Source organism: Geothrix sp. PMB-07 (assembly GCF_030758935.1).
GTDB lineage: Bacteria > Acidobacteriota > Holophagae > Holophagales > Holophagaceae > Geothrix.
Genome location: NZ_CP132333.1, coordinates 83824 through 108419 on the forward strand (window position 1 = coordinate 83824; position 24596 = coordinate 108419).

Annotated in this window: 21 protein-coding genes; 14 read left to right on the top strand and 7 right to left on the bottom strand. The window is 63.0% G+C overall.

The annotated features are described in order from the left end of the window. Positions 1 to 7 precede the first annotated feature (7 nt). Genes asnB through Q9293_RS00420 form a run of 4 tightly spaced genes read right to left on the bottom strand, consistent with a single transcriptional unit; the run spans position 8 to position 4468 of the window. Entirely contained in the window at positions 8 to 1888 is a 1881-nt protein-coding gene (gene asnB, locus Q9293_RS00405) for an asparagine synthase (glutamine-hydrolyzing) (RefSeq protein WP_306249191.1), read from the bottom strand. Positions 1889 to 1892: 4 nt separating this feature from the next. Beyond that, the gene (locus Q9293_RS00410) at positions 1893 to 2864 is read right to left on the bottom strand and encodes an NAD-dependent epimerase/dehydratase family protein (protein ID WP_306249192.1); all 972 of its coding nucleotides are present in this window, start codon (positions 2862 to 2864) and stop codon (positions 1893 to 1895) included. Further along, a complete protein-coding gene (locus Q9293_RS00415; protein WP_306249193.1) occupies positions 2857 to 3501 on the bottom strand; it encodes an acyltransferase in 645 nt (214 codons plus the stop codon). The genes Q9293_RS00410 and Q9293_RS00415 overlap by 8 nt, the downstream gene beginning before the upstream one ends. Positions 3502 to 3511: 10 nt before the next feature. Beyond that, on the bottom strand, positions 3512 to 4468 hold the full coding sequence (locus tag Q9293_RS00420; RefSeq protein WP_306249194.1) for a Gfo/Idh/MocA family protein: 957 nt from the start codon (positions 4466 to 4468) through the stop codon (positions 3512 to 3514). A gap of 290 nt (positions 4469 to 4758) precedes the next feature. Here Q9293_RS00420 and Q9293_RS00425 point away from each other — a divergent pair, with 290 nt between their 5' ends. Then, complete coding sequence (locus Q9293_RS00425) at positions 4759 to 8487, top strand: glycosyltransferase (RefSeq protein WP_306249195.1); 3729 nt, start codon at positions 4759 to 4761, stop codon at positions 8485 to 8487. 48 nt (positions 8488 to 8535) lie between these two features. Continuing rightward, positions 8536 to 9444 (top strand): NAD(P)-dependent oxidoreductase, encoded by a 909-nt coding sequence (locus tag Q9293_RS00430; protein WP_306249196.1) that lies wholly within the window; start codon positions 8536 to 8538, stop codon positions 9442 to 9444. A 10-nt stretch (positions 9445 to 9454) separates the two neighbouring features. Here the strand turns inward: Q9293_RS00430 and Q9293_RS00435 are convergent, their stop codons facing one another. Continuing rightward, the gene (locus Q9293_RS00435) at positions 9455 to 11071 is read right to left on the bottom strand and encodes a tetratricopeptide repeat protein (RefSeq protein WP_306249197.1); all 1617 of its coding nucleotides are present in this window, start codon (positions 11069 to 11071) and stop codon (positions 9455 to 9457) included. Positions 11072 to 11453: 382 nt separating this feature from the next. Between Q9293_RS00435 and Q9293_RS00440 the strand changes: the two genes are divergently transcribed. From Q9293_RS00440 to Q9293_RS00460, 5 genes are all read left to right on the top strand, one after another. Beyond that, positions 11454 to 12056 carry a flagellin gene (locus Q9293_RS00440; protein WP_306249198.1) on the top strand — a complete coding sequence of 201 codons (603 nt, stop codon included), beginning with the start codon at positions 11454 to 11456 and terminating at the stop codon, positions 12054 to 12056. 110 nt (positions 12057 to 12166) lie between these two features. Then, positions 12167 to 12523: a flagellar protein FlaG gene (locus tag Q9293_RS00445; RefSeq protein ID WP_306252397.1), complete on the top strand. Its 357-nt coding sequence runs from the start codon at positions 12167 to 12169 to the stop codon at positions 12521 to 12523. Between the two features lie 30 nt (positions 12524 to 12553). Beyond that, the gene (gene fliD / locus Q9293_RS00450; RefSeq protein ID WP_306249199.1) at positions 12554 to 14530 is read left to right on the top strand and encodes a flagellar filament capping protein FliD; all 1977 of its coding nucleotides are present in this window, start codon (positions 12554 to 12556) and stop codon (positions 14528 to 14530) included. 63 nt (positions 14531 to 14593) lie between these two features. Further along, positions 14594 to 15019, top strand: a complete 426-nt coding sequence (gene fliS, locus Q9293_RS00455; protein WP_306249200.1) for a flagellar export chaperone FliS — start codon at positions 14594 to 14596, stop codon at positions 15017 to 15019. A gap of 32 nt (positions 15020 to 15051) precedes the next feature. Continuing rightward, a complete protein-coding gene (locus Q9293_RS00460; RefSeq protein ID WP_306249201.1) occupies positions 15052 to 15315 on the top strand; it encodes a hypothetical protein in 264 nt (87 codons plus the stop codon). Between the two features lie 3 nt (positions 15316 to 15318). Here the strand turns inward: Q9293_RS00460 and Q9293_RS00465 are convergent, their stop codons facing one another. Next, complete coding sequence (locus Q9293_RS00465; RefSeq protein ID WP_306249202.1) at positions 15319 to 17094, bottom strand: tetratricopeptide repeat protein; 1776 nt, start codon at positions 17092 to 17094, stop codon at positions 15319 to 15321. Positions 17095 to 17290: 196 nt separating this feature from the next. Between Q9293_RS00465 and fliS (Q9293_RS00470) the strand changes: the two genes are divergently transcribed. Then, positions 17291 to 17695 carry a flagellar export chaperone FliS gene (gene fliS / locus Q9293_RS00470; RefSeq protein WP_306249203.1) on the top strand — a complete coding sequence of 135 codons (405 nt, stop codon included), beginning with the start codon at positions 17291 to 17293 and terminating at the stop codon, positions 17693 to 17695. A gap of 99 nt (positions 17696 to 17794) precedes the next feature. Here the strand turns inward: fliS (Q9293_RS00470) and upp are convergent, their stop codons facing one another. Next, a complete protein-coding gene (gene upp / locus Q9293_RS00475; protein ID WP_306249204.1) occupies positions 17795 to 18421 on the bottom strand; it encodes a uracil phosphoribosyltransferase in 627 nt (208 codons plus the stop codon). A gap of 475 nt (positions 18422 to 18896) precedes the next feature. On the opposite strand from upp, the gene Q9293_RS00480 reads away from it, so the two are divergent. The 6 genes from Q9293_RS00480 (at position 18897) to Q9293_RS00505 (ending at position 24580) form a co-directional block, all read left to right on the top strand. Next, a complete protein-coding gene (locus tag Q9293_RS00480; RefSeq protein ID WP_306249205.1) occupies positions 18897 to 20342 on the top strand; it encodes an indole-3-glycerol-phosphate synthase in 1446 nt (481 codons plus the stop codon). A gap of 73 nt (positions 20343 to 20415) precedes the next feature. Then, entirely contained in the window at positions 20416 to 21696 is a 1281-nt protein-coding gene (eno, locus tag Q9293_RS00485; protein WP_306249206.1) for a phosphopyruvate hydratase, read from the top strand. 12 nt (positions 21697 to 21708) lie between these two features. Continuing rightward, the gene (locus Q9293_RS00490) at positions 21709 to 22014 is read left to right on the top strand and encodes a septum formation initiator family protein (RefSeq protein ID WP_306249207.1); all 306 of its coding nucleotides are present in this window, start codon (positions 21709 to 21711) and stop codon (positions 22012 to 22014) included. Between the two features lie 232 nt (positions 22015 to 22246). Continuing rightward, positions 22247 to 22819 carry a hypothetical protein gene (locus Q9293_RS00495; protein ID WP_306249208.1) on the top strand — a complete coding sequence of 191 codons (573 nt, stop codon included), beginning with the start codon at positions 22247 to 22249 and terminating at the stop codon, positions 22817 to 22819. 115 nt (positions 22820 to 22934) lie between these two features. Beyond that, positions 22935 to 23714 carry a ParA family protein gene (locus Q9293_RS00500; protein WP_306249209.1) on the top strand — a complete coding sequence of 260 codons (780 nt, stop codon included), beginning with the start codon at positions 22935 to 22937 and terminating at the stop codon, positions 23712 to 23714. Then, positions 23714 to 24580 (top strand): ParB/RepB/Spo0J family partition protein, encoded by an 867-nt coding sequence (locus Q9293_RS00505; protein WP_306249210.1) that lies wholly within the window; start codon positions 23714 to 23716, stop codon positions 24578 to 24580. Before Q9293_RS00500 ends, Q9293_RS00505 begins: the two co-directional genes overlap by 1 nt. Positions 24581 to 24596: the final 16 nt, after the last annotated feature.

A 24596-nucleotide genomic window follows, 5' to 3' on the forward strand; every position in this document is an offset into this window, starting at 1 on the left:
AGTCTCCCTAGGGCATGAAGGTCTTGAGCCACCATTCGAAACAGAGGAATGACCATATCAGGAGGCGGCGATTCGCCTGGCCGTTGAAATGACCGTTCATCAGTTCCTGGGCGGCGCTGGGCTGGATGTAATCGTAGATGCGCGCCTTGCGGCTGAAGAGGAGTGATCTCACGTAGTCGATGCTCTCTCCCTTGAACCAGCTGGCATCGGGCGCGGAGAACCCCTGCTTGACGCCGTTGGCATACGCATCGGGAACATAGCGGGCGAAGGCCTTGCGGAGAAGGATCTTGCCGTCGCTGGAGGGATCCAGAAAGCGCCGCGATTTCGGGCCCAGTTCATTCTCGTTGATGCCGACCACTTCCTTGAGGTCCCGCAGCTTGTGCCGCACGGGCAAGCGCATGGCGAAATCCACCAGATCGTTGTCCAGGAATGGCACCCGCGTTTCCAGGCCATGGGCCATGCTCAACTTGTCTTCCACGACCAGGAGGCCATGCAGGAAGGTGCGTGCTTCCAGGTACAGCGATTGGTTGACGTAATCTTCTGGTGTGTGCAGCGGGTTGGGGCGATCCGCCAGGATGCCTCCAAAAATGTCCTTGCAGGGGTGTGACTGGATGGCCGGTTGGAGATGCCCCTGGTAGAAGGACGGTTTCAGGCTGTCGGGAATGAGGCGTTGCCAGTAGCGGTAGTACTTATCCGCGTAGTGCTCAGGTCCGTCGTTCACGACCGCCCGGTAGTAGCGCCACGGGTAGCCCGCGAACAGCTCATCGCCCCCGGCGCCCGAGAGCACGACCTTGACGAACTTGCTGGCGAGCCGGGCCACATAGTAGTTGGGGTAGCTCTGGCCGACGCGAGGATCTTCCATGTGCCGGATGAGGTCGGGCATCACCCGTTCCATATCGCCGGCCTTCAACACCACCTCGTAGTGCTCGGTGCGGAAACGGCTGGAGAGGAATTCGGCCTTGGCGCGCTCGTCGAAGCCCAGTTCCAGGCCTGAAGCCGAGGATAGGTCGAAGCCTCCGGTGAAGGATTTCAGATTCGGAAAGTTTCGGGCGGCGATGCAGGTGATGGACCCGGAATCCATGCCGCCGCTCAGGTAGGCCCCCACTTCCACATCGCTGACCAGCTGCCGGTTCACGGCCTGCTCAAAGAGGCGTTCGAGCTCTTCGAGATACTCGCGTTCATCCTTCAATCCGGCATCTTCCTCGAAGGCGAAATCCCAATAGCGCTCCACGCGTGGGGGGGTGGTGCTGTCCAGGTCCAGGGTCATCGTGTGGGCGGCGGGCAAGAGGCGGATGCCTTCGAAGAGCGTGAGATCCGAGAAGACGTTCTGGAAGGAGAAGTACTCGTTCAGGGCCGGGACACACACCCTGACCCCGACATCTGGATGGCGGAGAATGGCCTTGATCTCCGAGGCGAACACCAGTGTGCCGTCCTGGAACCAGTAGTAGAGGGGCTTGATGCCGTAGCGGTCCCGGGCCAGGAAGAGCCGGTTCCGCTGGGTGTCCCAGATGGCGAAGGCGAACATGCCGTTGAAGCGGTGAACACAGTCCGCGCCCCATTCGCGGTAGGCGGCGAGGACCACCTCGGAATCACTGCGGGAACGGAAGGCGTGGCCCCGGGCCTCCAGCTCCACCCGAAGGTTCTGGAAGTTGTAGATCTCGCCGTTGTAGGTGAGGACGCAGGAGCCATCGCGGGTCTGCATGGGCTGGTGCGCGAGGGGCGAGAGGTCGAGGATGGCCAGCCTGCGGTGGCCAAGCCCGATGAAGGAATGGATCCAGGCGCCTTCACCATCAGGGCCCCGGTGGGCGATGGCATCGGTCATGCTCTTGAGCGCCGCCACGGCCACGGAGCGGCCGTCGGTATTGAAGATCCCCGCGATCCCGCACATGGATTCACCCGTGCCGTTCACGGTGGGCGCGGCGCCAGGCGATGAGTTTCTGCAGGCCTTCGCGCAGTCCGATGGTGGTGCGGAAATCCAGATCGCGCTTGGCGCGGTCCGTACTGCCGATGCGGTTGGTGACGAAGGTGGGCCCGGCGGGTTCGTACTGGATGGAGAGGTTCGATCCAGTCAACTCCAGCAACAGTTCGCAGACTTCCTTGATGGAAGTTCGCGTGCCGCTGCCGATGTTGTAGAAGCGGTCACTGGCGTCGCTCTTGAGGGCACACACGTTGGCCCTGCCCACTTCCGAGACGTAGATGAAATCGTAGCTCTGGCTTCCGTCGCCGTAGACGATGGGGGGAAGGCCCTGGTCGATGCGGTCGAGGATTTTCATGATCACGGCGATGTAGGCGCCCTTGTAGTCCTGGCGGGCACCATAGACGTTCATGTAGCGCAGGCCCGCATAGGGGAGGCCATAACGCTCGTTGAAGGCGCGGCACATGGCTTCGCCCGCGATCTTGGTGGCCCCGTAGAAGGTGCGGTTGTTGAAGGGGTGCTCTTCGGTCATGGGGATGTCGACGGCATCGCCGTAGACCGAGGCGGAGGAGCTGTATACCAATCGCTTGATGTGGTGATCGCGGCAGGCCTCCAGCACGTTGAAGGTGCCACGGATGTTCACATCGAAGGCGGAGCGCGGGTATTCGTGGCACTGCAGCAGCCAGAGGGCGGCGAGGTGGATGACGTGGTCGGATTCCTTCATGGCCTGGCCCAGGATGTCGGTCTGCAGGATGTCGCCCCCGATTTCAAAGATGCGCACCCGGGGATCCTTCAAGGCCTCGGCGAGGTTCTCCCGGGTGCCCCGGCAGAAGTTGTCGTACACGATGATCTGGGCGACGTCTTCCTGAAGCAGGGCGTCCACGGCATGGGAGCCGATGAGGCCGGCGCCGCCGACGACCAGTACCCGGGAACCACGGATGTCAGGCACGGTTCACTCCAGCAGAGGTGGAAGCATTGGGATTCAAAGGCTGGTCCTCGGGCCAATCGAGGCAGCGGAGGGTACCGGCCGGCTGCTCCAGGTAGCGCCATCCGCTCAAGGGGCAGTGCCGCACGCCTTCCGCATCAGGATCGGGGAGGCGGGCCCCGTGGCGGCTCATCCAGCCGGCTTGCCGGGCGGGCACACCAAGCATGAGGCCATAGTCGGGCACATCGGAAGCCACCACGGCGCCTGCGCCGATGAAGGCGTAGCGGCCCACGGTGACGCCGCACACCAGGGTGGCGTTGGCGCCGATGGAGGCACCGCGGCGCACAAGGGTGCGGCGGTTGTGCTGGGCTCCACTCTGGGGGAATTCACACCGGGGGTTCGGGATGTTGGTGAACACCATGGAGGGGCCGCAGAAGACGTAATCTTCAAGTTCCACGCCGTTGTAGAGCGACACATTGTTCTGAATCTTGCAGTGATTCCCGATTTTGACATCTGGCCCGGCCATGACGTTCTGGCCCAGGGTGCAGCCCGATCCGATGACCGTTCCGGGCAGGATGTGGCTGAAGTGCCAGATGCGGGTGCCTTCGCCGATGAGGGCACCTTCGTCGATGACCGCGGTGGGATGGATGAATCTGGGCATGGGCGCTCCTTCAACCCAAGTCTTGCCGGAAGCCGACAAGGGCCTTCGCGTCGGAAGCGGCTGGCGTGGCATGGCGGATCCGGTGGGCCAGTTCCACGGATGGGCGGGCGTCTTCTACTCCGTAGCCGCCCCCGGCCAGCACCTCCTGGTAGACGGCCGTGTGCAGGCCCGTGAAGCCGTCCGAAAATTCATACACGTCGCCATCCACGGCCAGGCGCCGGAAGGCCGGTTGGTTGGCTTCGCGCGCTGACGCCGGAAGGTCGTCCGGATCCACGGACAGGAACCAGCGCACCCGGGCCTTCTCCAGATCGAGGTACCCCGCACTCCTCCGGGCATCCTGGAAGTGCACCCGGACCTCCAGCGCCCGGCCGAAGATCCACTGAAGCATGTCGAAGAAATGGACACCGATGTTCATGGCGACACCGCCTGATTTGGACGCGTCGCCCTTCCAGGAAACGTGATACCAGGGGCCGCGTGCTGTGAGATAGGTGAGATCCACCTCATGGATGGTCCCGGGGCCCTCCTGGTCGATGCGTGCCTTCAGGGCCCGGATGGCAGGATGCAGCCGGAGTTGGAGCACGGTGCAGATGCGTCGTCCGCTCTCGGCCTCCAGGGCGGCAAGGGCATCCAGGTTCCAGGGATTGAGGACGAGGGGTTTTTCGCAGATGGCATCGGCCCCGATGCGAAGCGCGAACCGGATGTGGGCATCGTGGAGGTAGTTGGGGGAACACACGCTCACCCAGTGGATCCGGTGATCGGGGTCGCCCCGGCGGAGTTTTTCCGCGTGCCGGTCGAAGCGTTCAAATTCGGTAAAGAAAGCCGCATCCATGAAGTAGCGGTCCAGCACACCCACGGAATCGTTCTTGTCCAGGGCCGCCACCAGCCGATGGCCCGACTCCTGGATCGCCTGAAGGTGCCTGGGCGCAACAAAGCCGCCAGCGCCAATCAGGGCGAAATTCAGAGGCATGTCGGGTCTCCAGGCGTCGGAACAGGGCTTCCCCTCACTGGGGGCAACGAATGAATGGGATGGAGCAGGCATGCATTTTCCATTCCAGGGGGGGCAAAGGGGTAGGGTTTGCGCGAGGAGGCCTCCATCCTCTGCCTATGGCCATCGCCCCTGGGCCAGCCTCAAGGGTGGTCCGCAGTGCCCTGGACCTGGGTCTGCCAATTTCATGGCGCTTCCACGGGGAAAGGTCCTGTGGCGCCGAAAGGGCGTTTCGGTTTCCATGAAGCATCAGATCGACAACCAGGTGCGACGTGACCGAACCGATTTCCGAATCTCTGCCCAGTGCTGGCGCGGTGAACCCTGTTGAGGAGGCGGATCAAGCCGAGCTGGACTTGAGGGAAGCCTGCCGGTGGTTCGACCTGGGGAACCTGCCCCAGGCGGAGCTCTTCGCCCGACGCTGCCTGGCGCGGGATGAAGGGAATCTGGGGGCAGCGGCCCTGATCGAGGCCTTGCGGGAAGCCTATGGCCTCCCCCCGGGATTCAACCTCTCGGAGCGAACCCCTGCACCTGGTACCTGGCCCGACGATACCGAGGAGCGATTCCTGGTCATCAAGGCCTGGGGCTACGGTTTCTGGAGTGAGGGCCACCACCTGGCAGGCCAGCTGTTGCTGGCGGAGCTGACTCAGCGGACGCCGGTGATGCTCTGGGGAACGAACTGCCTGTTCCGCCGGGAGGCGGATATCGATGCCAGCAGGCATTTCTTCGAGGGCCTGTCGAGCGTCAGGGTGGAGGATCTTCCCCGCACCGCCGACCTCTATCCGCCCAAGTGGACCTGGGACAACCTGCTCGAGGAGAATCACCACAAGTGGGAGGGCGAGGGGTCGAGGCTGGCTGCCCAGTTCCTCTTCGCGAGGCCTGAGCAGGTGGTGGTCAGCGATTTCTACTCGACAGTGGCTTCCATCCGGCCGTGGATCGGCCCCACTTCGCGGTTCTTCGGGCTCTCCGACGACGAGATCTATGCGGAGATCTTCCAGAACCGCCTGAGGCCGGTGGCCGCCATCGCCGACCGGGCCGAGGCCTTCCATGAACGCCACATGCAGGGGCGGAACTGGATCGGGGCTCACGTGCGGGGTTCGGACAAGGTGCTCGAGTCACCGTCCCTCCCTAAGACGAACGCGGCCTACTTCGGAATCATCGACCAGATTCGTGAACAGAACCCGGGCCTTGGTGTGCTCCTCCTGACCGACTCCCTGTCTGTGGTGGACGAATATCGGGGTCGGTATGGAGGCGACCTGCTCTTCGCCGAGGCCACCCGCACCGACAGCCAGGTCGGCGTGCATCTGGCGGGTCACGATGGCGTGGCGCTGGGTGAAGAGGTCTACATCGATGCGCTGTTGGCCCTCAAGTGCAGCTTCTTCGTGGGCAATCAGATGTCCAATGTCTCGTTGGCCGTGGCGAGCCTGCGGGACTGGCCGGAAGGCTGCCTCCACCTGTTGGGCGAAACCAACGGGCGCGGTGAGAACGAGTTCCTCCATCGCCGCAAACCCCAGGCTGGTCCTCCCTGCCGTCTCTGCCAGTCCGCGACCGCGGCGGTCTTCTCCCGACTGGTGCTCTCGAGGCATGAAGTCACCTACTTCGAATGCAGCGGCTGCGGCTCCCTGCAGACCGGAGCCCCCCATTGGCTGGAGGAGGCCTACAGCTCCGGGACCGAGCCCTTCGAGGCGGAACGGGCCTCCCGGACCCTCCTGAACTTTCTGGCCCTGCAGCGGCTTTTCGAGCTGATCGGCATCCGGATGGATGATCGTTGTGCCGATTTCGGCGGCCGGGATGGCTTGTTCGCGCGCTACATGCGCGATGCCGGCTACAACTTCTACACCTTCGATCCGCAGGGGGATGGCTCTCTCTGCCGCGGATTCAGCTGGGAGGCCTTCGACAAGCCTCTGAAGCTGGCCACCACCTTTGAACATGCGGAACCCTTCGTGAACCCCACCGTGAAATGGGATGCGTTGTTCGCGACGGATCCCGATTTTGTGGTGGGAACCACCAGCCTCTACCTGGGCCAGGGTGCCGGGTGGGAGGAACTGGCCCCGGAATGTGGCCGCCATCACTTCTTTTACGCCCCCAGCGCCCTGGGGGAGATCGCCTCCCGGTACGGGCGGGATGCCTATCTGTTGGGCGGGTACTTTCTGTTCTCCCGCTTCCCGCTTTCAGAGCGGGCGCTGGCGGATGCCGAGGAATGGGCGCGGAATCCCCGCGGAGCCATGAATGATGGACTCTACGAGTGGATGAAGCGGCCACTGGAGGCCGCCTCGGGGGACAACCAGCACCTGGCATCTCTGGCACAGCTGCGGAAGGCGGGCGTCCGGATCGCCTTGGATGGCGTCTTCTTCCGCTTCACCTCAGGCATCGCCCGTGTATGGAAGAACCTGCTGGCGGAATGGTCGGCCAACGGGTTTGGCGAATTCATCGTGGTGCTCGACCGCGACCACACCGCCCCGCGCTTCTCGGGCATCGCCTACGTCGATGTTCCGCCCCACAGCTACCTGGATCTCGAGGCTGATCGCGCCATGCTGCAGGAGGTCTGCGATAGGGAAGGCATCTCGCTGTTCGCCTCGACCTACTACACGAGGCCCCTCACCACGCGGGCTGCGCTGATGGTTTACGACATGATCCCGGAGGTGATGGGCTTCGACTTGGAAGAGGCCCAGTGGCGGGAGAAGCGCGATGCCATTGGCTACGCCCGCCATTTCCTGTCCATTTCCCATTCGACGACAAGGGATCTTGGGCGCTTCTACCCGAAAGTCGTCCAGGCCGAGGTGGTCACCGCCTACTGTGGAACGGATTTCCGCACCCCTTCGCCGGAAGGGGTCGAGGCCTTTCGGGCGCGCTTCGGCATTGACCGACCCTACTTCCTGATTTCAGGGGTGAAGACGAGCTACAAGAACGCGCTGCTCTTCTTCCAGGCCTTCGAGCGGTTGGGAGACAGCCGGGATGGCTACGCCATCGTCTGCACCAACTCCCGGCCCGTGCTGGAGCCCGAGTTCGCCGCCTGTGTGGGCGGGGCGAAGGTCCACCTGCTGGTCCTGTCCGATGCGGACCTTCAGTGCGCCTACGCGGGGGCGCTCGCCCTCGCCTACCCGTCGCGCTACGAGGGGTTCGGCCTGCCCATTCTGGAGGCCATGGCCTGCTCCTGCCCCGTGATCACCTGCGAGAACAGCTCCATCGGCGAGGTGGCCGGAGATGCGGCGATCTATGTGGAACCGGATGATGTCCAGGCCATGCTCGACGCTCTGATGGCCGTGCAGGATGATGCGGTGCGAGGTGATTTGATTCTTGAAGGGCAGCGGCGGATCGAGGCCTTCTCCTGGCGGGATATGGCTGGGCGGGTCGCGGAGGCATTGACGGGCTGGTCCCTGGATGCGACCGCGGAAGCCGCTGCTCAGGCAGCGCCTCCAGCGATGCCGGTGCCCTCTTCGCTGACAATGCCTCCCCCGGCAGCACAGGTTTCGGCCGAGCCTTCCACCCGGCGGCTGCACATCGGCGGCAAGACGAAGGCGGAGGGGTGGGAAATCCTGGACGCCTTGCCGGGGCCAGCTGTGGACCATGTCTGCAATGCCAACGACCTGTCTCGTTTCGCCGACGGCACCTTCACCGAGGTCTACGCCTCGCACGTGGTCGAGCACTTCGACTACAACGGAGAGCTGGCGAAGGCACTGCAGGAATGGTATCGCGTGCTCAGGCCGGGCGGGCGGGCCTACATCAGTGTTCCCGACCTCGATACCCTCGCGAAGTTGCTGCTGGACAAGGAGGCCTACAGCCTCGAAGAGCGCTTCAAGGTGATGCGCATGCTCTTTGGCGGGCACATTGATCGCTACGACTACCACGTGGTGGGGCTCAACGAGGAATTCCTGGCCTCGTACCTGCTGCGGGCCGGATTCAAGCATCTGAAGCGGGTTCCTGGTTTTGGGCTCTTCCAGGACACCAGCGCCACCACCTTCCATGGCATTCCCATCAGCCTCAATTTTGTGGCGGAGAAATAGCCGCGAAACAGGGCCCCTTTCCTCTCCGTCCTCTTGCAAGGCCTGCCCATGAAACGGTCCATCCTCCTCACCGGCGCCTCAGGGTTCGTGGGCCAGCACATGGCCCGGCTGCTGCTGCGCCGGGGCTTCGAGGTGTCGGCTCTGCAGCGCGGATCTCTGGGAGTTTCGCTTCCGCGCGGGGTCAAGACCATTTACGCCGACTTGATGGATCCGGCCTCCTTGGCGGGGATTCCAAGACGCTGGTACGGGGTGATCCATCTGGCTGGAGCCTCCATACCGGCGTCCTTTCGGACCATGGCGCCGGTGGTGCAGAACGTGGCGATGTCCCTGAACCTGCTGGAGCACCTGGAGGAGGCGAGGATCCTGCTCATCTCCAGCTGCCATGTCTATGCGCCTTCCAACCAGCTGAGGATGGAGGAGGCCGCCCTGTTGCCCCAGGGTCGCTACGGGCTCAGCAAACACCTGGTCGAACAGATGGTGCCGCACTACGCAGGCCGTCTCGACATCCGCGTGGCTCGGCCCTTCAACCACCTTGGACCGCGGCAGCGGCCGGAGCTGGTGATTCCTTCGCTGCTGCGCCGCCTTTCGGCCACTCGGGAGGATGGTTCACCCGTGCTCATGCGAGGCATGGACAGCGTCCGGGATTTCATCGATGTGCGTGATGTGGCGGAGGCCTACCTGGCCATCCTGGGTTTGGAGCCGCAGCGGGGCGCGACCTACAACGTATGCAGCGGCAAGGCTCGGAGCATTGGAGAGCTTGTGGCCACCGTGCTGAGCCTGCTCGGCTCGAAACGGGAGGTGCTGTTCGAGGGAAATCCGAACTCCGCAGACGATATCCCCTGGCTGGTGGGCTCTCCTGAGCGGCTCATGGCGGCCTCGGGCTGGGCCCTCCGTTGGGGCTTGGAGCAGAGTCTTCGGGCCATGCTGGAGTCCCTCCCTGAGGAGGACCAAGCCTGAAGGAGGTTTGTCAGAACTGAATTTGAAGCATCTCTCGATAGGCCTGTTCGAGGCCCTTCGTGAAGCGGGTACGATCGCAAAGCGGCGAGCGGGCCACGCGTCCACGCAAGTTCATCCGCAGGGTGGCGAGTTGATCCAGATCCTCCGAGAGTCCGGCAGCCAATGCCACGTACTCCTCCGCATGGGACACAGCCAGGCCGTCGAGGTCCACCGCGGATAGGATGCTCAGCCCCACCCGCGCGGCATGCAGGTTTCCGACCAGGGAAATGACGGGAACGCCCATCCACAAGGCTTCGCAGGTGGTGGTCGTCCCGTGGTACGGGTAGGTATCGAGGGCGATGTCGACCTTTCCGTAGGCGGAGAGGTGGTCTTGGGCGCCCTCGGTGTGGCCTGCCAACGTCAGTCGGTCGGCGGCGATGCCGCGTTGAGCGAATCGTTGGACGTAGAGTTCACGCACAGCCGCATTGGAAAAGGCGCGGGCCTTGAGAAAGAGGCGTGAATCGGGAACGTCGACGAGCACCTGCGACCAGAGATCCAGGGTGTCCTCGGAGATCTTGGAGGAATGGTTGAAGGAGCCGAAGGTGATGAAGCCACGGTCAAGGGCGGGCAACGGCGCCACGTCAGGACAGACGGGATGAGGGTCGTAGCACAGGAAGGGCTCAGGCAGGCGCACCAGGCGCTCGGAGGAGAAGGGCTCACTGCCTTCTGGATCGGTGAGGCTGTCCACCAGGCGGACATCCATGAAGGGGCATCCCGTGGTGGCCGGGTAGCCCAGGTAGGTGACCTGGATGGGCGCGGGACGGAGCGCGAAAATGTCCAGCCGGTTGCCCGAGGTGTGGCCGCCCAGATCCACGAGAATGTCGATGTGGTCCTTCTCGATGTGGCGGGCGGCTTCCGCAGCGGTGGTGGTTGAAAGGTCGATGAAGTGATCCGCCAGATGGCGGAAGCTTTCGGTGCGCTGGTCGGGCGCATGGGTGGTGGAATAGCAAAACACCTCGAAGGCGCTGCGGTCGTGCGCGTGGATGATCGGAGCCATGAAAAAGGACACGGAATGGCTGCGGAAATCACCCGATACATAGCCGATTCGAATGCGCCTGGAATCCCGGGCGTCAGTCCGTTTTGGTGGAGATGACGGCAGCTGGCCACAAAGCAGGAAATGGATGTGCGCCAGGTCGGCGCCATTCGTGGCGACATAGTTGAGGTGCAGCAGGAGGTTGTCGCGGATGAGGCGATCCTCGGGCGCTAGGGCGAGTGCCTGCTGCAAGGCGTCCAGGCCTTCGGAAACGCGCCCTTGATGGCTGAGGGCCAGGCCCAGATTGGTCCAGGCGGCGTGATCCTCAGGATGCGCTGCGAGGATGAGCCGACAGGCCTGTTCCGCCGCGCAAGGATCACCCAGCCGCAGGTTCGTGCCGGCCAGGTTGTTGAGCGCCTCCAATGAGCTTGGCTGCAGCCTCAGGGCCGCCTCCAGCTGATCACGGGCGGCTTCATAGCGGTTGCAGCGCATGAGCGCCGTGCCGTAGGTGACATGCAGATCGTAGCTGGATTCGCCGAGGGCGCTCAGCGCCGCGAAAGCCTCAGCCGCCTCACGCCAGCGCCCAGCCTTGGCCAGAGCGGTTGCTTCTTCCATGCGGCGCGCATTCCCCGAATTTTCCGGCTCCACCACTTACGTCCCCCTTGTGGAATCACATGGCATGCACGTTTCGGCTGGCCCAAGGGAAGAGGTTCCGCGCCGGGCCCCGCTCAGTCTATTCACTCGGCACTCACACGAGGGTGCCGCGGGACCTTTAGGTCGGGGGCGGTCTCTCGCCTGACCCTGTAAACCGAGGCAAAGGCAAAGGAAGGGAGTTGACGATTTCGAATTTTTAAACATCTTATAATTAATAATTTACAAGTTGCCGAGAAAAAAAGTTAAAGGTTTTCGGAGGCATTTCCGAAAGAGGGAGGGTCGGGGATTTCCCCTACACAACCTGGCAGCACGGATGCTGCCAAACAACATCACGGAGGATGTTATGGTTACCATTCTGAGCAACGTGTCCGCGTTGGCCGCCAGCCGTCAGCTTGGCGTGAGCAAGATCGGACTCAACACCGCCATTGAGCGGCTCACCACTGGTCGTCGTGTCAACCACGCCAACGACGATTCCGCGGCCCTCACGGCCGGCAACACGGCCATGGCCAACTCCCGCAGCGCTGCGGCGAAGGTCTATGCCAACAACGCTGCTTACTTCGCCGCGTTGAATGCTGACGGCGCGAACGCGCAGAAGACCCAGGACGCCTACCGCATGGCCGAAATGGAAGGCGCCGGCACCACCTCTGACGCGGAATATGCCACGCTCCAGACCTCGACTGGCGGCACCACTTCCGCTGCGGCCCTCACGGCCATCGCCGCAAGCCAGGTGACCAATGCCAACGCCATGGCTTCGGCCCTGACGTCTGCGCAGACCAATGGCATCCAGGCTGAAACGTCCCAGGGCATCGCGGATGCGTGGCTGGGCGCTGACATGGGCGCCGAAATGGCGAACCTGACCAAGTACCAGATCCTCATGCAGGCTGGCACCAGCGCTCTGAACAACGCGAACCAGTCCGCGAACTCCGTCCTCGGCCTCTTCCGGTAAGTAGGCAATCTCTAGCTTCTGGAGGGGGCGGATCTGATCTGCCCCCTCCAGTCGTCTGAGTTTGGAAAGGAGGGGTTATGACGAGTCAGGTAAGCGCTGTGGGCGGTTCAATGTCGAGTGTTGTCTTGACCCAGGTGGCTACCGCCCCACCTAATGCTTCCGTCGCGAAACCTGCCCCATCGGTGGCAGGCAATGATCCAATCCAAGCAGGCGAATCCAATCAGCGCGTCTCCGGACCAACCGAGACGGCTTCCGCAGTGGCGCACATCAATCAGCATCTCGGGCAGGCCCAGTCCGACCTGAAGATGCACATGGACCCCGCCTCAGGCCGTCCGGTCTACCAGGTGATTCAGCAGGGCACGGGCCAAGTACTACTTCAGGTTCCTTCCGCGGAAGTGCTGGGCATGTCTCGCCGCATGCGCGACCTGGAAGGCCAAGCGGGTGGCCTCGTCGATAAGCAGGGCTAGGAACGGCACTGTTCCTGCATGGGGTGAGTCATGGCTACGACGAATGCGTCCTCGAATTCTCTGAATGGTGTTGCGACTGGTATCGACACCACGGCTCTGATCAACGCCATGGTGGCCCAGAAGAGCGGCAACCTGAACCGGTTGCAGGCCAAGAAAACCCAGAATGATGCGCGGTCGACCGCGCTGACCGCCATGCGAACCAGCCTGTCTGCGCTGACACTCAGCATGGCGGCGCTGCAGGACAGGCTCAACAACAACGCCGTGGCGAGCACTGACATCAACAACACCTATGTCACCGCCACGGCCAAGGCCTCCCTTGGGGCGGCCTCGGGTTCGTTCGACATCAACGTGGCGAGCGTGGCCACCAAGGCGCGGATCTCCACCACCTCTACGTTTCAGGGTTCGTCCTCGAATCCGGCAGTTCTGACCTACACCAGTTCGACCGCGAAGACGACGACGAGGGCCATCACTTTCAACATCACTGCCAATGATGGCGCTGGCAATGTCGCGGGTACCTTCACGGTCGGTGGCAACACCTACAATTTGACGGGGACCAATGGCACCTTGAGCGGGCAGGCGGGAACGCCATTGGAGGGCCTCAAGGTCTCCGTGACGGGCTCCGCGACCGGTGCCGGGACGCTGACCCTTTCGACGACCACGACCATGGCGGCAAGTGATCCCACCGCGGCCATTTTCAGCGGGGGCAATGGCACGGCCAGCTTTGCCATCAAGGGGACCGATGGCACTGTTACCGCCTTCAACCTGACGGACAACAGCCTCAACGGCCTGCGCTCCGCCATCAATGCCAACAGCAAGACGGTCACTGCCACCATCATCAACACGGGAGCTGGGGCGAACCCCTATCAGCTGGTGCTGACGGCCAAGGATACAGGCACCGGAAAGACCGGTGGTGTCATCACCCTGGCCGATGTCACAGCACCAGGTGGTGCCACCGTGAACGCAAGCCTGGGCATCACCGCGGGAACCCTGACCGGTACGATCAGTGCGCCCACCGGCCTCACAGGGGGCCTTACGTCTGACATGTCCGGCGCCTCGGCGAAGGATGCGGTCTTTACGCTGAACGGCATCCAGCTGACCCGTCAATCGAACGTGGTCAGCGACGCCAGTGATGGCATGACCTTCACCCTGAAGCAGGGTGGACAGACGGGTACGACCACCCTGACCGTGACCCCGGACAAGATCAACGCCACCACGGCCATGCAGGATTTCATCGCCAAGTACAACCAGTTTGTGAAGGACTACAAGGCGGCCTCCCAGGCCACCAAGAACACGGATGGATCGGTGGCTCTGGCGCCGCTGTCGAATGACCCCAGCGCCCGCGCGTTCATGGCAGACCTCAAGGCGGCCTTGGCAAGCACTGCCGCCGGCATCCCGGGCACGGATGGCTACAAAACCTGGGCGAGCCTGGGAGTCACCAACCTGGCGGACGGCAGCCTCATGCTGAACAATGCCACCTTCCAAAATGCACTGACCACCGACCTCACCAATGTCCAGAAGCTTTTCACTTTCTCGGGAACCACCACCAATCCGAATGTGACTTTCAAGAGCGCTGGTCCGAGTACGGTCACGGGACCGGTCGATTTTTCGATCACGAAAGATGGGAACGGAGCTTTGTGGGGGACTTTCACCAGGAACGGCGTGACCAGCTCCCCGGTGCAAGTAAGTTCGGACGGCACCCTTACGGGCACAGGTGACTATGCCGGGCTGGTGCTGAACGTGACGGGAACGGGCACTGGCACTTTGAATTTGGTGCGCGGCCCGGGGCGGACCGCCGTGGACCTGATCAACAAATTCACAAACACGAATGGCACCATCACCACGCTTTTGAATTCAATCACGACGCAGAATGCTGGACTGGCAAAGCAGATCCAGGCGGCGCAATCGTTGGTGGATTCTCAGACAACCCAACTGAAGGCGAAGTTCGCCGAAATGGAACGGGTGGTGGGTCAGATGAAGGCTTCGGCCGGCTCCTTGATTGGTGGCTAAACGCCCGCCGGTACTCACGTTTTGGCGAAATCAGCCGATATGACTTTGTAGGGAGGGCAACTCGTGAACGCTTATGCCAAATCGGCCGATGCCTATCTCGTACAACGCATCATGGGTGCCAGCCCTGAGCAGCAGGCCGCGCTCATCATGGAAGCCGGACAGCTTCACATGGGCCGTGCCATCCATGCCATGGGCCAGAACAACATGTCCGCCGCGTTCAACAGCTTTATCCGGGTTTCTGAGGTCATCATGGAAGCCACGGTCCGCCTTGATCTGGAAGAGGGGGGCGAGCTGGCGCACAATCTGAAAAAGCTCTATGACTGGTGGTCCTGGGAGATCAAAGTAGCCAGCAAGTCCAGGGACCGGGCGCGCCTGGAGGCGGTGGCCCGGGACATGGGCGAGATCCGGATGGCCTGGGAGCAGTACCACACCAAGAAGTCGGCGCTCGACGGGCAATCAGACCTCCTCCTGCGGGACCGGGTGGTATGAGCGATGCAAGGGTTCGCGCCGCCATCGAGCAGATGGAGGCGTGGCTGGATAGCCCTGAATGGGTGCCTGAGGCTCAGTTCCTGGCCGAATGGAAAGCAGGTTTCGATGCGGCGCTCACGCAGGCGGAGAAGGCACCGGGATGGCCGGACATGATGATCCGCGCCCATGCCGCAGGTGAGCGCTTGCTGGAGCGCAGTTTGGTGTTGGAGAAGGAACTGAACCGGCTGAGGCTGGAAATTCAGGCGCAGGAACGTGGAAACCGGGCACTCAAGGGGTATGGCGCGACTGTCCGTTGACCTTCATGCGCCCTGCGAGAGGTCCTCGATGACTTGGCAGATGACAGATGCCCAGTCTCCGTACACCGGTTGCCGGTAGAGATGCAGAGACGGGTACCAGGGACTGTCGCTGCGATCGAGCAGCCAGCGCCAGTCCGGCTGAAAAGGAAGCAGCAGCAGCGTGGGAATGCCCAGGGCTCCGGCGAGATGCGCCACCGAGGTATCCACGGTGATGAGCAGATCCATGCCACTCAGGGCGTAGGCCGTATCCGAGAAATCGCCGAGCAGGGGAGCCAGGTCGATGAGGCCAGGTAAAGGCGGAGCCTCCTGTCCACCCACCTGCAGACTGTACCAAGTCACGCCTTCCAGGGCGCCCAGGGGCGCGAGCGAGGTTGCGGGTATCGACCGCTCGAAATCGCGGCCGTACTCAGGGCGGCCGGCCCACACCAGGCCGATCCTAGCCCTTCCTTCCGCCAGGGCCAGGCGTTCCAGAATTGCCGACTGGTGGGGAACTCGCTCAGGGACGTCGAGGTACGGAATCTCGGCCGGAATGGTGGCGAGGTCCGTCTGGAACACCCTGGGCAAAGACATGAGGGGGAGTTGGATATCGAAGGCTGGCAGCGGCGTGCCTGCCGGGAGGATGGCATCGGCGCCATCGCAGGTGGCCACGAGATGGACAAGAGCCGACTGTGCTTCGAGGATGACCGTTCCGCCCAGAGCCTTCACCATCGGAAGGTACCGCACGAACATCAAGGTATCGCCCAAGCCTTGTTCGGCCCACAGCAGAAGCGTCTTGCCGGCGAAGGGTGCTCCATCCCATGTCGGTGCCGTAAAGGTTCGGGGAGGCTCGGCCCCGAGGGCAAGTTTCAAGCGCGCCTCGTAACGATTCCAGCCGCGGGGCAACTCACCGGAGAGCAGTTCCAGGAAACTGTGTTCATAGTCGGCCTGGGGAGAGGCGGGGTCGACCTTTCGGAACCGCTCGATTTCCGCGAGGTATTCCGCCCAGCGGCCATGCGTGTAGTGGGTTGCCAATACGCTCTTGTGGACGGTGGAATCCTTGGGGGCTTGACGGATGACTTTGGCAATCTCCTGGTCCGCGCGGAGGAGGTCGCTCATTCTGGAAAGGCAGGTGATCCACAGCAATCGGCCCCGTTCCCGGTGCGGGTGCGCCGCGACCAGGCTGCCGAAGACCTTCTCGGCTTCAGTCAGGCGGCCTTCGGCCATTCTGATGGAGCCGAGGTTCGCCTTGGCTGTGAAGTTGCGGGGGTCGATCTGGAGTGCCTTCTCGCAGGCCTGTGCGGCCTGCGAGAAGCGGCGTAATTCGAACATCCCGAGGCTGAGAATGCCCCAAAGCTCCGCGTGGTGGGACTGAAGCGGCCCTTGGATAGGAACCTGCTGTCCAGCGGCTTCCAAGGCGCTTTGGGCCCCATCGAGATCCCGCCTGTAGAGCTTGCACTCCGCCCAGAAAAGCTGGGCATCCAGCCGCTGGCCATCGATCTTCAGGACGGCAGAAAGGTGGTTTTCCGCCTGATCCAGCTGACCCAACTGCATCAAGGCCCGACCCAGATTGGCGCGAGCCGCCAGGTGATTCACGTCGAGACCGAGGGCTGTTTCACACGCTTTTCGGGCGTCATCTGGTCGGCCCAACATCAGACATTTGGCCGCGCAGGCGGACCAGGCATCGGCGTGGTTCGGCTCCCGAGCCAGGAAGGCCTGATAAGCGGCAAGTGCATCACTGGGGGTTCCCGAACGGTCCAGGGCCTGGGCTTTGTGCAGCAGCTTCTGATGGCTCGGATTCACGGATGGCTCCGGTTTCGGCAGGGCGCTCCCTTTGTCTCACGGAATGGCTCCGGGTGGAGGCCTGATCCTCGGGCCATGGGCAGACCTGGCGGCATCAAGTTTCATCGTCGCTTTGCCGATGGGCAGATTGGGAAGCAATGGGGCGATCCCAGGAATTCGTGTCGCCAGGACGATTCTGGAGGGAGAGCCATTTCTGATGACCAACTCAGTCCATGGCGAAGGTTCATCGTTGGCCGAGTCAGGGGCCATCCCCGAACATGTGGTCGTGCTGCTTCTGGAGGCGGCTCAGCGCTTCTTGGTGAAACTGGAAGAGGCACTCCCTGGCGGTGATCCGAGGCCTAGGGAGTACTTCGTCAAGAAGCTCCTGGCCATTCTGGATGCGCTGCACCAGCGGTTGAATCACGAAGCGGGCGGAGAGCTTGTGGGCAATCTGATCCGGCTCTACGCCTGGTGGGGGCACGAGATTATCGAGGCCAGCGACGCCGCGGATGGGCCACGCTTGAAACGGGTCTGTGCCCAGATGGGTGACATCCGTCAAGCTTGGGAAAAGGTGCTCTTCCAAGGCGAAGGCATGTCCGAGGGGCCATCGCTCTTTCTTTAGGTTCCGTGTTCAAGAGTGCATGGCCTTGGGGGCTTGTGGGCGTACAGATGAGGCCCTTGGCTTACATGGATCTAGTGTGGATAGCCTCGGCCCGGCAGGCTATGCGGTGCCGAAGAGCCGATCTCCCGCGTCTCCGAGCCCCGGAAGGATGTAGCCCTTCTCGTTGAGCTGGCGGTCCACTGCGCCCACCCAGATGGTGAGGTCAGGATGATCGCCTTGTAGCCTCTCCAGGCCCTCGGGCGCGGCGAGGAGGGCCACCAGGGTGAGGCTGATGGCACCCGCGCCCTTCAACTGGCGCACGGCCTCGGAGGCACTGCCACCGGTGGCGAGCATGGGATCGAGGATGAACACCGGACGCGCTTCGAGAAGCGGAGGAAAGTTGCGGTAGTAGGGCACCGGCACCAGCGAGTCGTGATCACGGTAGAGGCCAAGGTGACCTACTTTCGCCGTGGGCAGCAGCTGGAGGAAGGGAGGCAAGAGGCCCAGGCCAGCGCGCAGAACCGGCACGAGGACGGGATCGAGGGAGCGGAGGCGCTGGGTGCCCGTGCGTTCGAGGGGCGTTTCCACCACGACGGATTCGGTGGGGAGGGTGCGCGTTGCCTCGGTGGCCAAGATCAATCCAGCTTCCTCGATCAAGGCGCGGAACAGGCTGCCAGGCGTCTTGCGGTCGCGGATCAGGGAAAGTTTGTGGTGGACGAGGGGATGGTCAACGACGTGGATGGTCATGGGGCCTCACGAAGCTTCCGGCAGGTTCCGAGGTACCGTTCGCACGGCGCCGGGGAGCGGAAGGCGCGTGTTGAAGCCTAGCAGGGGAGCGGCCTTCCTGGAGGGGTGAAGGTGGGATGGCGATCCCTCCCGGTGAGGCCTTCCGATGATCGACGCAGCTGATTCTCAATGAACAAACGACAAGGAGTGAATCGTCGCAGATCCTTTGACTGCGCGGATTCGACGGCTGATGACTTCAGTCGTCGCGATGGAGCTTCCTTGCACATCTGCACTCAAGATCGTTCGCATCGAGCCGAAAGGGGTGGAAACGAATGATGGGTTGTGGGAGAGGTAGCGACAAAAAAAATGATGATTTTTGATATTTCTCTGTTGACCTCATCCAGATCGCTGGTTTCATGTTGAATCAGAGGAAAAACGGCCGATCATCTTCCCCATAGGGCCATTAGCGAGGTATCTGAGATTTGGAGCGTGGGAAATGCTAAAGAAAGTCGCCATCTTCAAGGCCCTGGATGTGGAAATCAAGAAGCAGAAGGGCCCCGTGGCGGTAAAAGATGCCTACAAGGGCCATCATTCCTTGAAGGAGGAGCTCAGCCAGCCTGGAATCACCATTTTGGGAGAAGTCGCCGGGGGTGACCCCGGCCGTGGTCAGGTCCGGGACTCTTATAAGGCTTCAACCCACGCCAAGAGCTTGGCGGAGAACGGTGCCCGGGCCCTTTCGGTGGCAACCGATAAGTTCCTCTACTTTGGCGAGGACAAACACCTCTCTGAGGTGCGAAGCCAAGTGAAACTTCCTCTGGTGCGGAGGGAGTTCATCTTCGAGGAGTACCAGGTCGAGGAAAGCAAAATCCTCGGCGCCGATGCCATCTTCCTCATGCCTGCGCTGCTCACCCAGGATCGTTTGCAGACCCTGCTGAAATTCGCCACCAGCAAGGGTTTGGACGTGGTCGTCGAAGTGACCTCCGAGGCTGAACTCGCCCGAGCTGTGGAGGCGGGTGCGGACATCGTCTGCGCCGTGGGTCGCAATCTGGATACCTGGGAAGCGTCCTGGGAGCAGGCAGTGGCACTCGTGAAAAAGGTCCCCAAAAGTTGCCTCAAAATTGTTGAAGGTGGCATTCATAAACTGGATCAAATCAAGCAAATGGAAGTCCTTGGGGTCCATGGTTTGTTGATCGGAGATGCCCTTCTCGATGACTACTATCCCGGCAAGCGTCTGGCCCAGATCCTGGCAGGCGTTGAGCCCCCGAAAAAAGCCGCGAAGCCCAAGGGCAAGACCGGCTCTGCCGCTGATGCGGCGCTAGCCCCCACGGCCGCTCCGGCGACCAAGGAACGCATATCCACCCAGCGTGAAGTCCAGGCCCAATCTGGCGCGAAGGATGCCAAAGGCAAGCCCGCTTCCCGCACGACCCCTTCCAACCCCGCCCAAAAGGGCGTAAAGGAGCCACCCATGGCCGAACTGACCAACCCGGTCGCCACCACCGAAGCCCCCGCCGCCAAGAAGCCGGCGAAGAAGGCTGCCCCCAAGAAGAAGGCTGCTGCGAAGAAGCCCGCCGCGAAGAAGGCCGCGCCGAAGAAGGCTGCTGCGAAGAAGCCCGCCGCGAAGAAGGCCGCCCCCAAGAAGGCCGCCGCGAAGAAGTCGGCTGCGAAGAAGGCCGCCCCCAAGAAGGCTGCCGTGAAGAAGGCTGCCCCCAAGAAGGCCGCCGTGAAGAAGGCTGCCCCCAAGAAGGCCGCCGTGAAGAAGGCCGCCCCCAAGAAGGCCGCTGCCAAGAAGGTCGTGAAGAAGGCCGTGAAGAAGGCCGCGCCGAAGAAGGCCGCTGCCAAGAAGCCGGCGGTGAAGAAGGTTGTGAAGAAGGCCGCGCCGAAGAAGGCCGCTGCCAAGAAGCCGGCCGCCAAGAAGGTTGTGAAGAAGGCCACGAAGAAGTAGGCCCATTCAGGCAACACAACCTGGCTAATATCAGAGAGGCGCGGTGTCGCGCCTCTCTGAGCCGGGTGCTTTTATGAACATCATCGACCGTGTCACCGCTCTTGAAGTACTGGACAGCCGTGGGAATCCCACCGTGCTGGCCCGAGTGCTCCTCTCCGATGGGACGGTTGGCAAAGCCATCGTTCCTTCCGGCGCTTCGACGGGAAGTCGTGAAGCTCTGGAACGCCGCGATGGGGACAAGAAGCGCTACCTGGGCAAGGGTGTGCTCGGCGCCGTGGATGCCATCAATGTCGAACTGGCCGCGGCTCTGCAGGGCATGGACCCGCTGCAGCAGGCCGAACTCGATGAGCTGATGTGCGATCTGGACGGGACCGAGAACAAGGGCCGTTTGGGTGCCAACGCCATCCTCGGCGTGTCCATGGCCCTTGCGGATGCCGCGGCCCAAGCCTCGAAGCTGCCCCTCTACCGCTACCTGGGCGGGGCCACGCCCCGTCTCCTGCCCGTGCCGATGATGAACATCCTCAACGGCGGGGCCCACGCGGACAACAACGTGGATATCCAGGAGTTCATGGTGCTGCCCGTGGGCGCTCCGAACTTCCGGGAGGCCCTCCGCTGGGGCGCCGAGGTCTACCACTCCCTGAAGGGCGTTCTGAAGGCCCGCAAGCTGGCCACTGGGGTGGGTGACGAGGGCGGCTTCGCCCCGAACCTGGCCTCCAATGAAGAGGCCCTGGAGCTCATTGGCGAGGCCATCAAGAAGGCGGGCTACAAGCTGGGCAAGGACGTGTTCCTGGGCCTGGACTGCGCCGCCAGCGAATTCCATGACGGCAAGGGCTACGCCCTGGACGGTGGGAAGAAGACCCCTGCCCAGCTGGTGGAGTACTACCAGGGCCTGGTCTCCCGCCACCCCGTCATCTCCATCGAGGATGGCTTCGCGGAAGGCGATTGGAAGGGCTGGAAGGCCCAGACCGATGCCATGGGCGCCAAGACCCAGCTGGTGGGCGACGACCTCTTCGTGACCAACCCGGCCATTCTGGCCAAGGGCATCACCGAGGGCGTGGCCAACGCCATTCTCATCAAGCTGAACCAGATCGGCACCGTGACCGAGACCCTGCGCGCCGTGGAAATGGCCCACAAGGCCGGCTACCGGGCCATCATCAGCCATCGCAGCGGTGAGACGGAGGATGCCTTCATTGCGGATCTGGCTGTGGCGACCGGGGCCGGGCAGATCAAGACCGGCGCCCCCTGCCGCACCGACCGGGTGGCCAAGTACAACCGTCTGCTCGAAATTGAATGGGAACTGGGCGCCGCGGCCCGCTATGCCGGTCGCGAAGCCTTCGGATCCCGTCTCGCCTAGTAGGAACCCTGGATGAACGCCAACTGGCTCCTGAAGTCCTCCACCCTGTGGGGAGTGCTGGGAGCCTCTGGCTTTTTGTCCCTCCTGGCCGTCCTCTTTTCCCAGGGTGGGCTGCCCGAGCTCCGCAAGCGCGAGGCGGAGCTGCAAACGGCCCGGACCCGGCTGCTGGAGCTGAACCACCGCAACCGCGAGCTGCTGGAGGAAGTCCAGCGGCTCGCGGCCAAGGATCCTGAACTGATGGAGGCCCTGGCCCGGCGCCAGGGCTATGCGCGCAAGGGCGAGACGGTCTACACGTTCCGCAACAGCCGGGAACGGTGACTTGGAGCTCCACCTGGCCTCTGCCTCGGGCAATGTCTTCGGCTACCTCTGGCTGGAGGAGGCTAAAGACTGCCCTTGCGAGGATTATGCTAAATTGCTCTGTCCGAAGGGGCACGGGTTTGGATTAGATGGCCTTTTTTTGATGCAAAGGCCTGGTTCGGGCCCCTGGCGGCTGGAGCACTGGGATACCGATGGGGCTAAGACCTTTTGTTCCAATGGTAGCAGGGCATCCATGGTTATTCCCGGAGCGCCCTCCGAGGCGGAAATCCGGGTGAGCTCCAATGGCGAGGAGATTCTGCTTCGACGTTCGGATGACCACATCGGCATCCGCATGCCTGAAGGAGAAGGCTTCGGTCTGCGCGCCGTACCCATGGCGACGACCTCGCCCGCGGGCTTTGGTTGGATCGGAAATCCGCAGCTGGTGCTGCGCGTACCTTCCGTCTCTGCTGTGGACCTGCCGGTGTTCGCGCCGCCGCTGCGGCATCACGCGGCGCTGCAGGGCGGCACCAACGTGAACGTGGTCGAGGTGCTGGCGCCGGGCGAGGCGCGGATCCGCTCTTGGGAGCGGGGCGTGGAAGGAGAGACCCTCTGCTGCGGTACGGGCTGCGCGGTGGCTGCGGCGTGGCTGGCCAGCACCGAAGGGATCACCACGTGGCAGCTACACACCGCCAGCGGCGAAGTGGTGACGGTGAAGCTGGAGCTGGATGCGAAGGGTGCGTGGCGCAACCTATGGCTCTCCGGTCCTGTCCGAAGACTTGGCGTGGTGCACCCAGATCCAGCGCTGCTGCAGCGGTTGCGGAGCTGATCACAGCGGGCCTCCGCCGTGGAACCCCGACCTGCTAGACTGGCATGTTCCACACCCGAGGGGATGCCGAGATGGTTGGTTCCACCAGCACCTGCGCGATGAAGAGGGCCGCCTGATGCGCGCCCGGGTGGTGGTGTTGGCGAACCAGAAGGGCGGCGTGGGCAAGACCACCACCGCCATCAACCTTGCCGCGTCCCTCGCGATGATGGAGAAGATGGTGCTGCTCGTGGATTTCGATCCCCAGGGCCACAGCACCACCGGTCTTGGCTTTCCCAAGCCGGATCACCGCGCGGGATCCTACGCGCTGATGAAGGGCGCCCCCGCGGAAGCCCTGCTGCTCAGCACGGAAGTGCCCATGATGCAGGTGATCCCGGCGGGCAAGGACTTGGCGCAGTTGGAATTCGAGCTCTTCGAAATGCCCCAGCTCCAGGTGCTCAAGCAGGGGTTGGCGCCGATCATGGACAAGTTCGACTACATCCTCATCGATCCGCCCCCGAGCCTGGGCATGATCACCCTGAACGCGCTGACGGCGGCGGATGAGGTCATCGTCCCCATGCCTTGCGAGTTCTTCGCGCTGGACGGTTTGGCCGAGCTCACCGAAACGCTGCGCCGCATCCAGTCCGGTCCCAACCCCCAGCTTCAGCTGGGCGGCATCCTCCTCACCATGGCGGAGGAACGCACCAACCTGGGCGCGGCCGTCGCCAATGAAGTCCGCCACGCCTTCCCGGGCAAGGTCTTCCAGACGATCATCCCCCGCAACATCCGGCTGGCCGAAGCCCCCAGCCATGGCAAGCCCGTGGCCTTCTATGATCTGCGCTCCAAGGGCGCCCAGGCCTACCTCAGCCTCGCGAAGGAATGGCTGGGCCTGGAACTCCCCGCGAGGAGGGAAGCCTAATGAATCAGTTGAAGCGTCCGGCGCTGGGCCGGGGACTCACGTCGCTCATGAGCCAGATGGCCCCTGAGGATGCCAATCAGCGTGAGCTGCCCCTGGGCAGCATGGTGCCCAACCGCGCTCAGCCCCGCACTCACTTCGACGAGGCGGCGCTGGTGGAGCTGGCCGAAAGCCTGAAGCAGCACGGCATGGTGCAGCCCATCGTGGTGCGGAAGGTGGGCGACAAGTTCGAGATCATCGCCGGCGAGCGGCGTTGGCGGGCCGCCCGCAAGGCGGGCCTGGCCATGGTGCCGGTGATCATCAAGGAAGTGCCCGATGACAAACTGCTCGAGATCGCCCTGGTGGAGAACATTCAACGGCAGGAGCTGAATCCCATCGAAGAGGCCACGGCCTACTGGCAGCTGGGCGAGCACCTGCGGCTCACCCAGGAGCAAGTGGCCGATCGGGTGGGCAAGTCCCGTCCCCAGGTGGCCAACACCCTTCGCCTGCTGAGGTTGCCGGCGGAGCTGAAGGCGGAGGTGGCGGATGGCCGCCTGAGCACGGGCCACGCGAAGGTGCTGCTGGGCGTGCCCGACCTGCGTCTTCAGGAGCAACTGGCCCAGGAAGTGGTGGACCAGCAGCTCAGCGTTCGTGCCCTGGAAGCCCGCATCCAGCAGCTCCAGAAACAGACCAAGGCCAAGTCCAAGAAGAAGCACCCCCAAGAGCTGTTCATCAAGGCGGCCGCCGAGGAACTCACCCAGTCCTGGGGCACCCGCGTCGAGATCAAGGCCAAGGGCAAGACCGGCACCCTGGTGATGCACTACGGCAGCGAAGGTGAACTGGATCGCCTCTTCGAGGCCCTCAAGCACGGTCCGGCGAAGCGCCGCTAGGTCCGGGTTCAAGCAA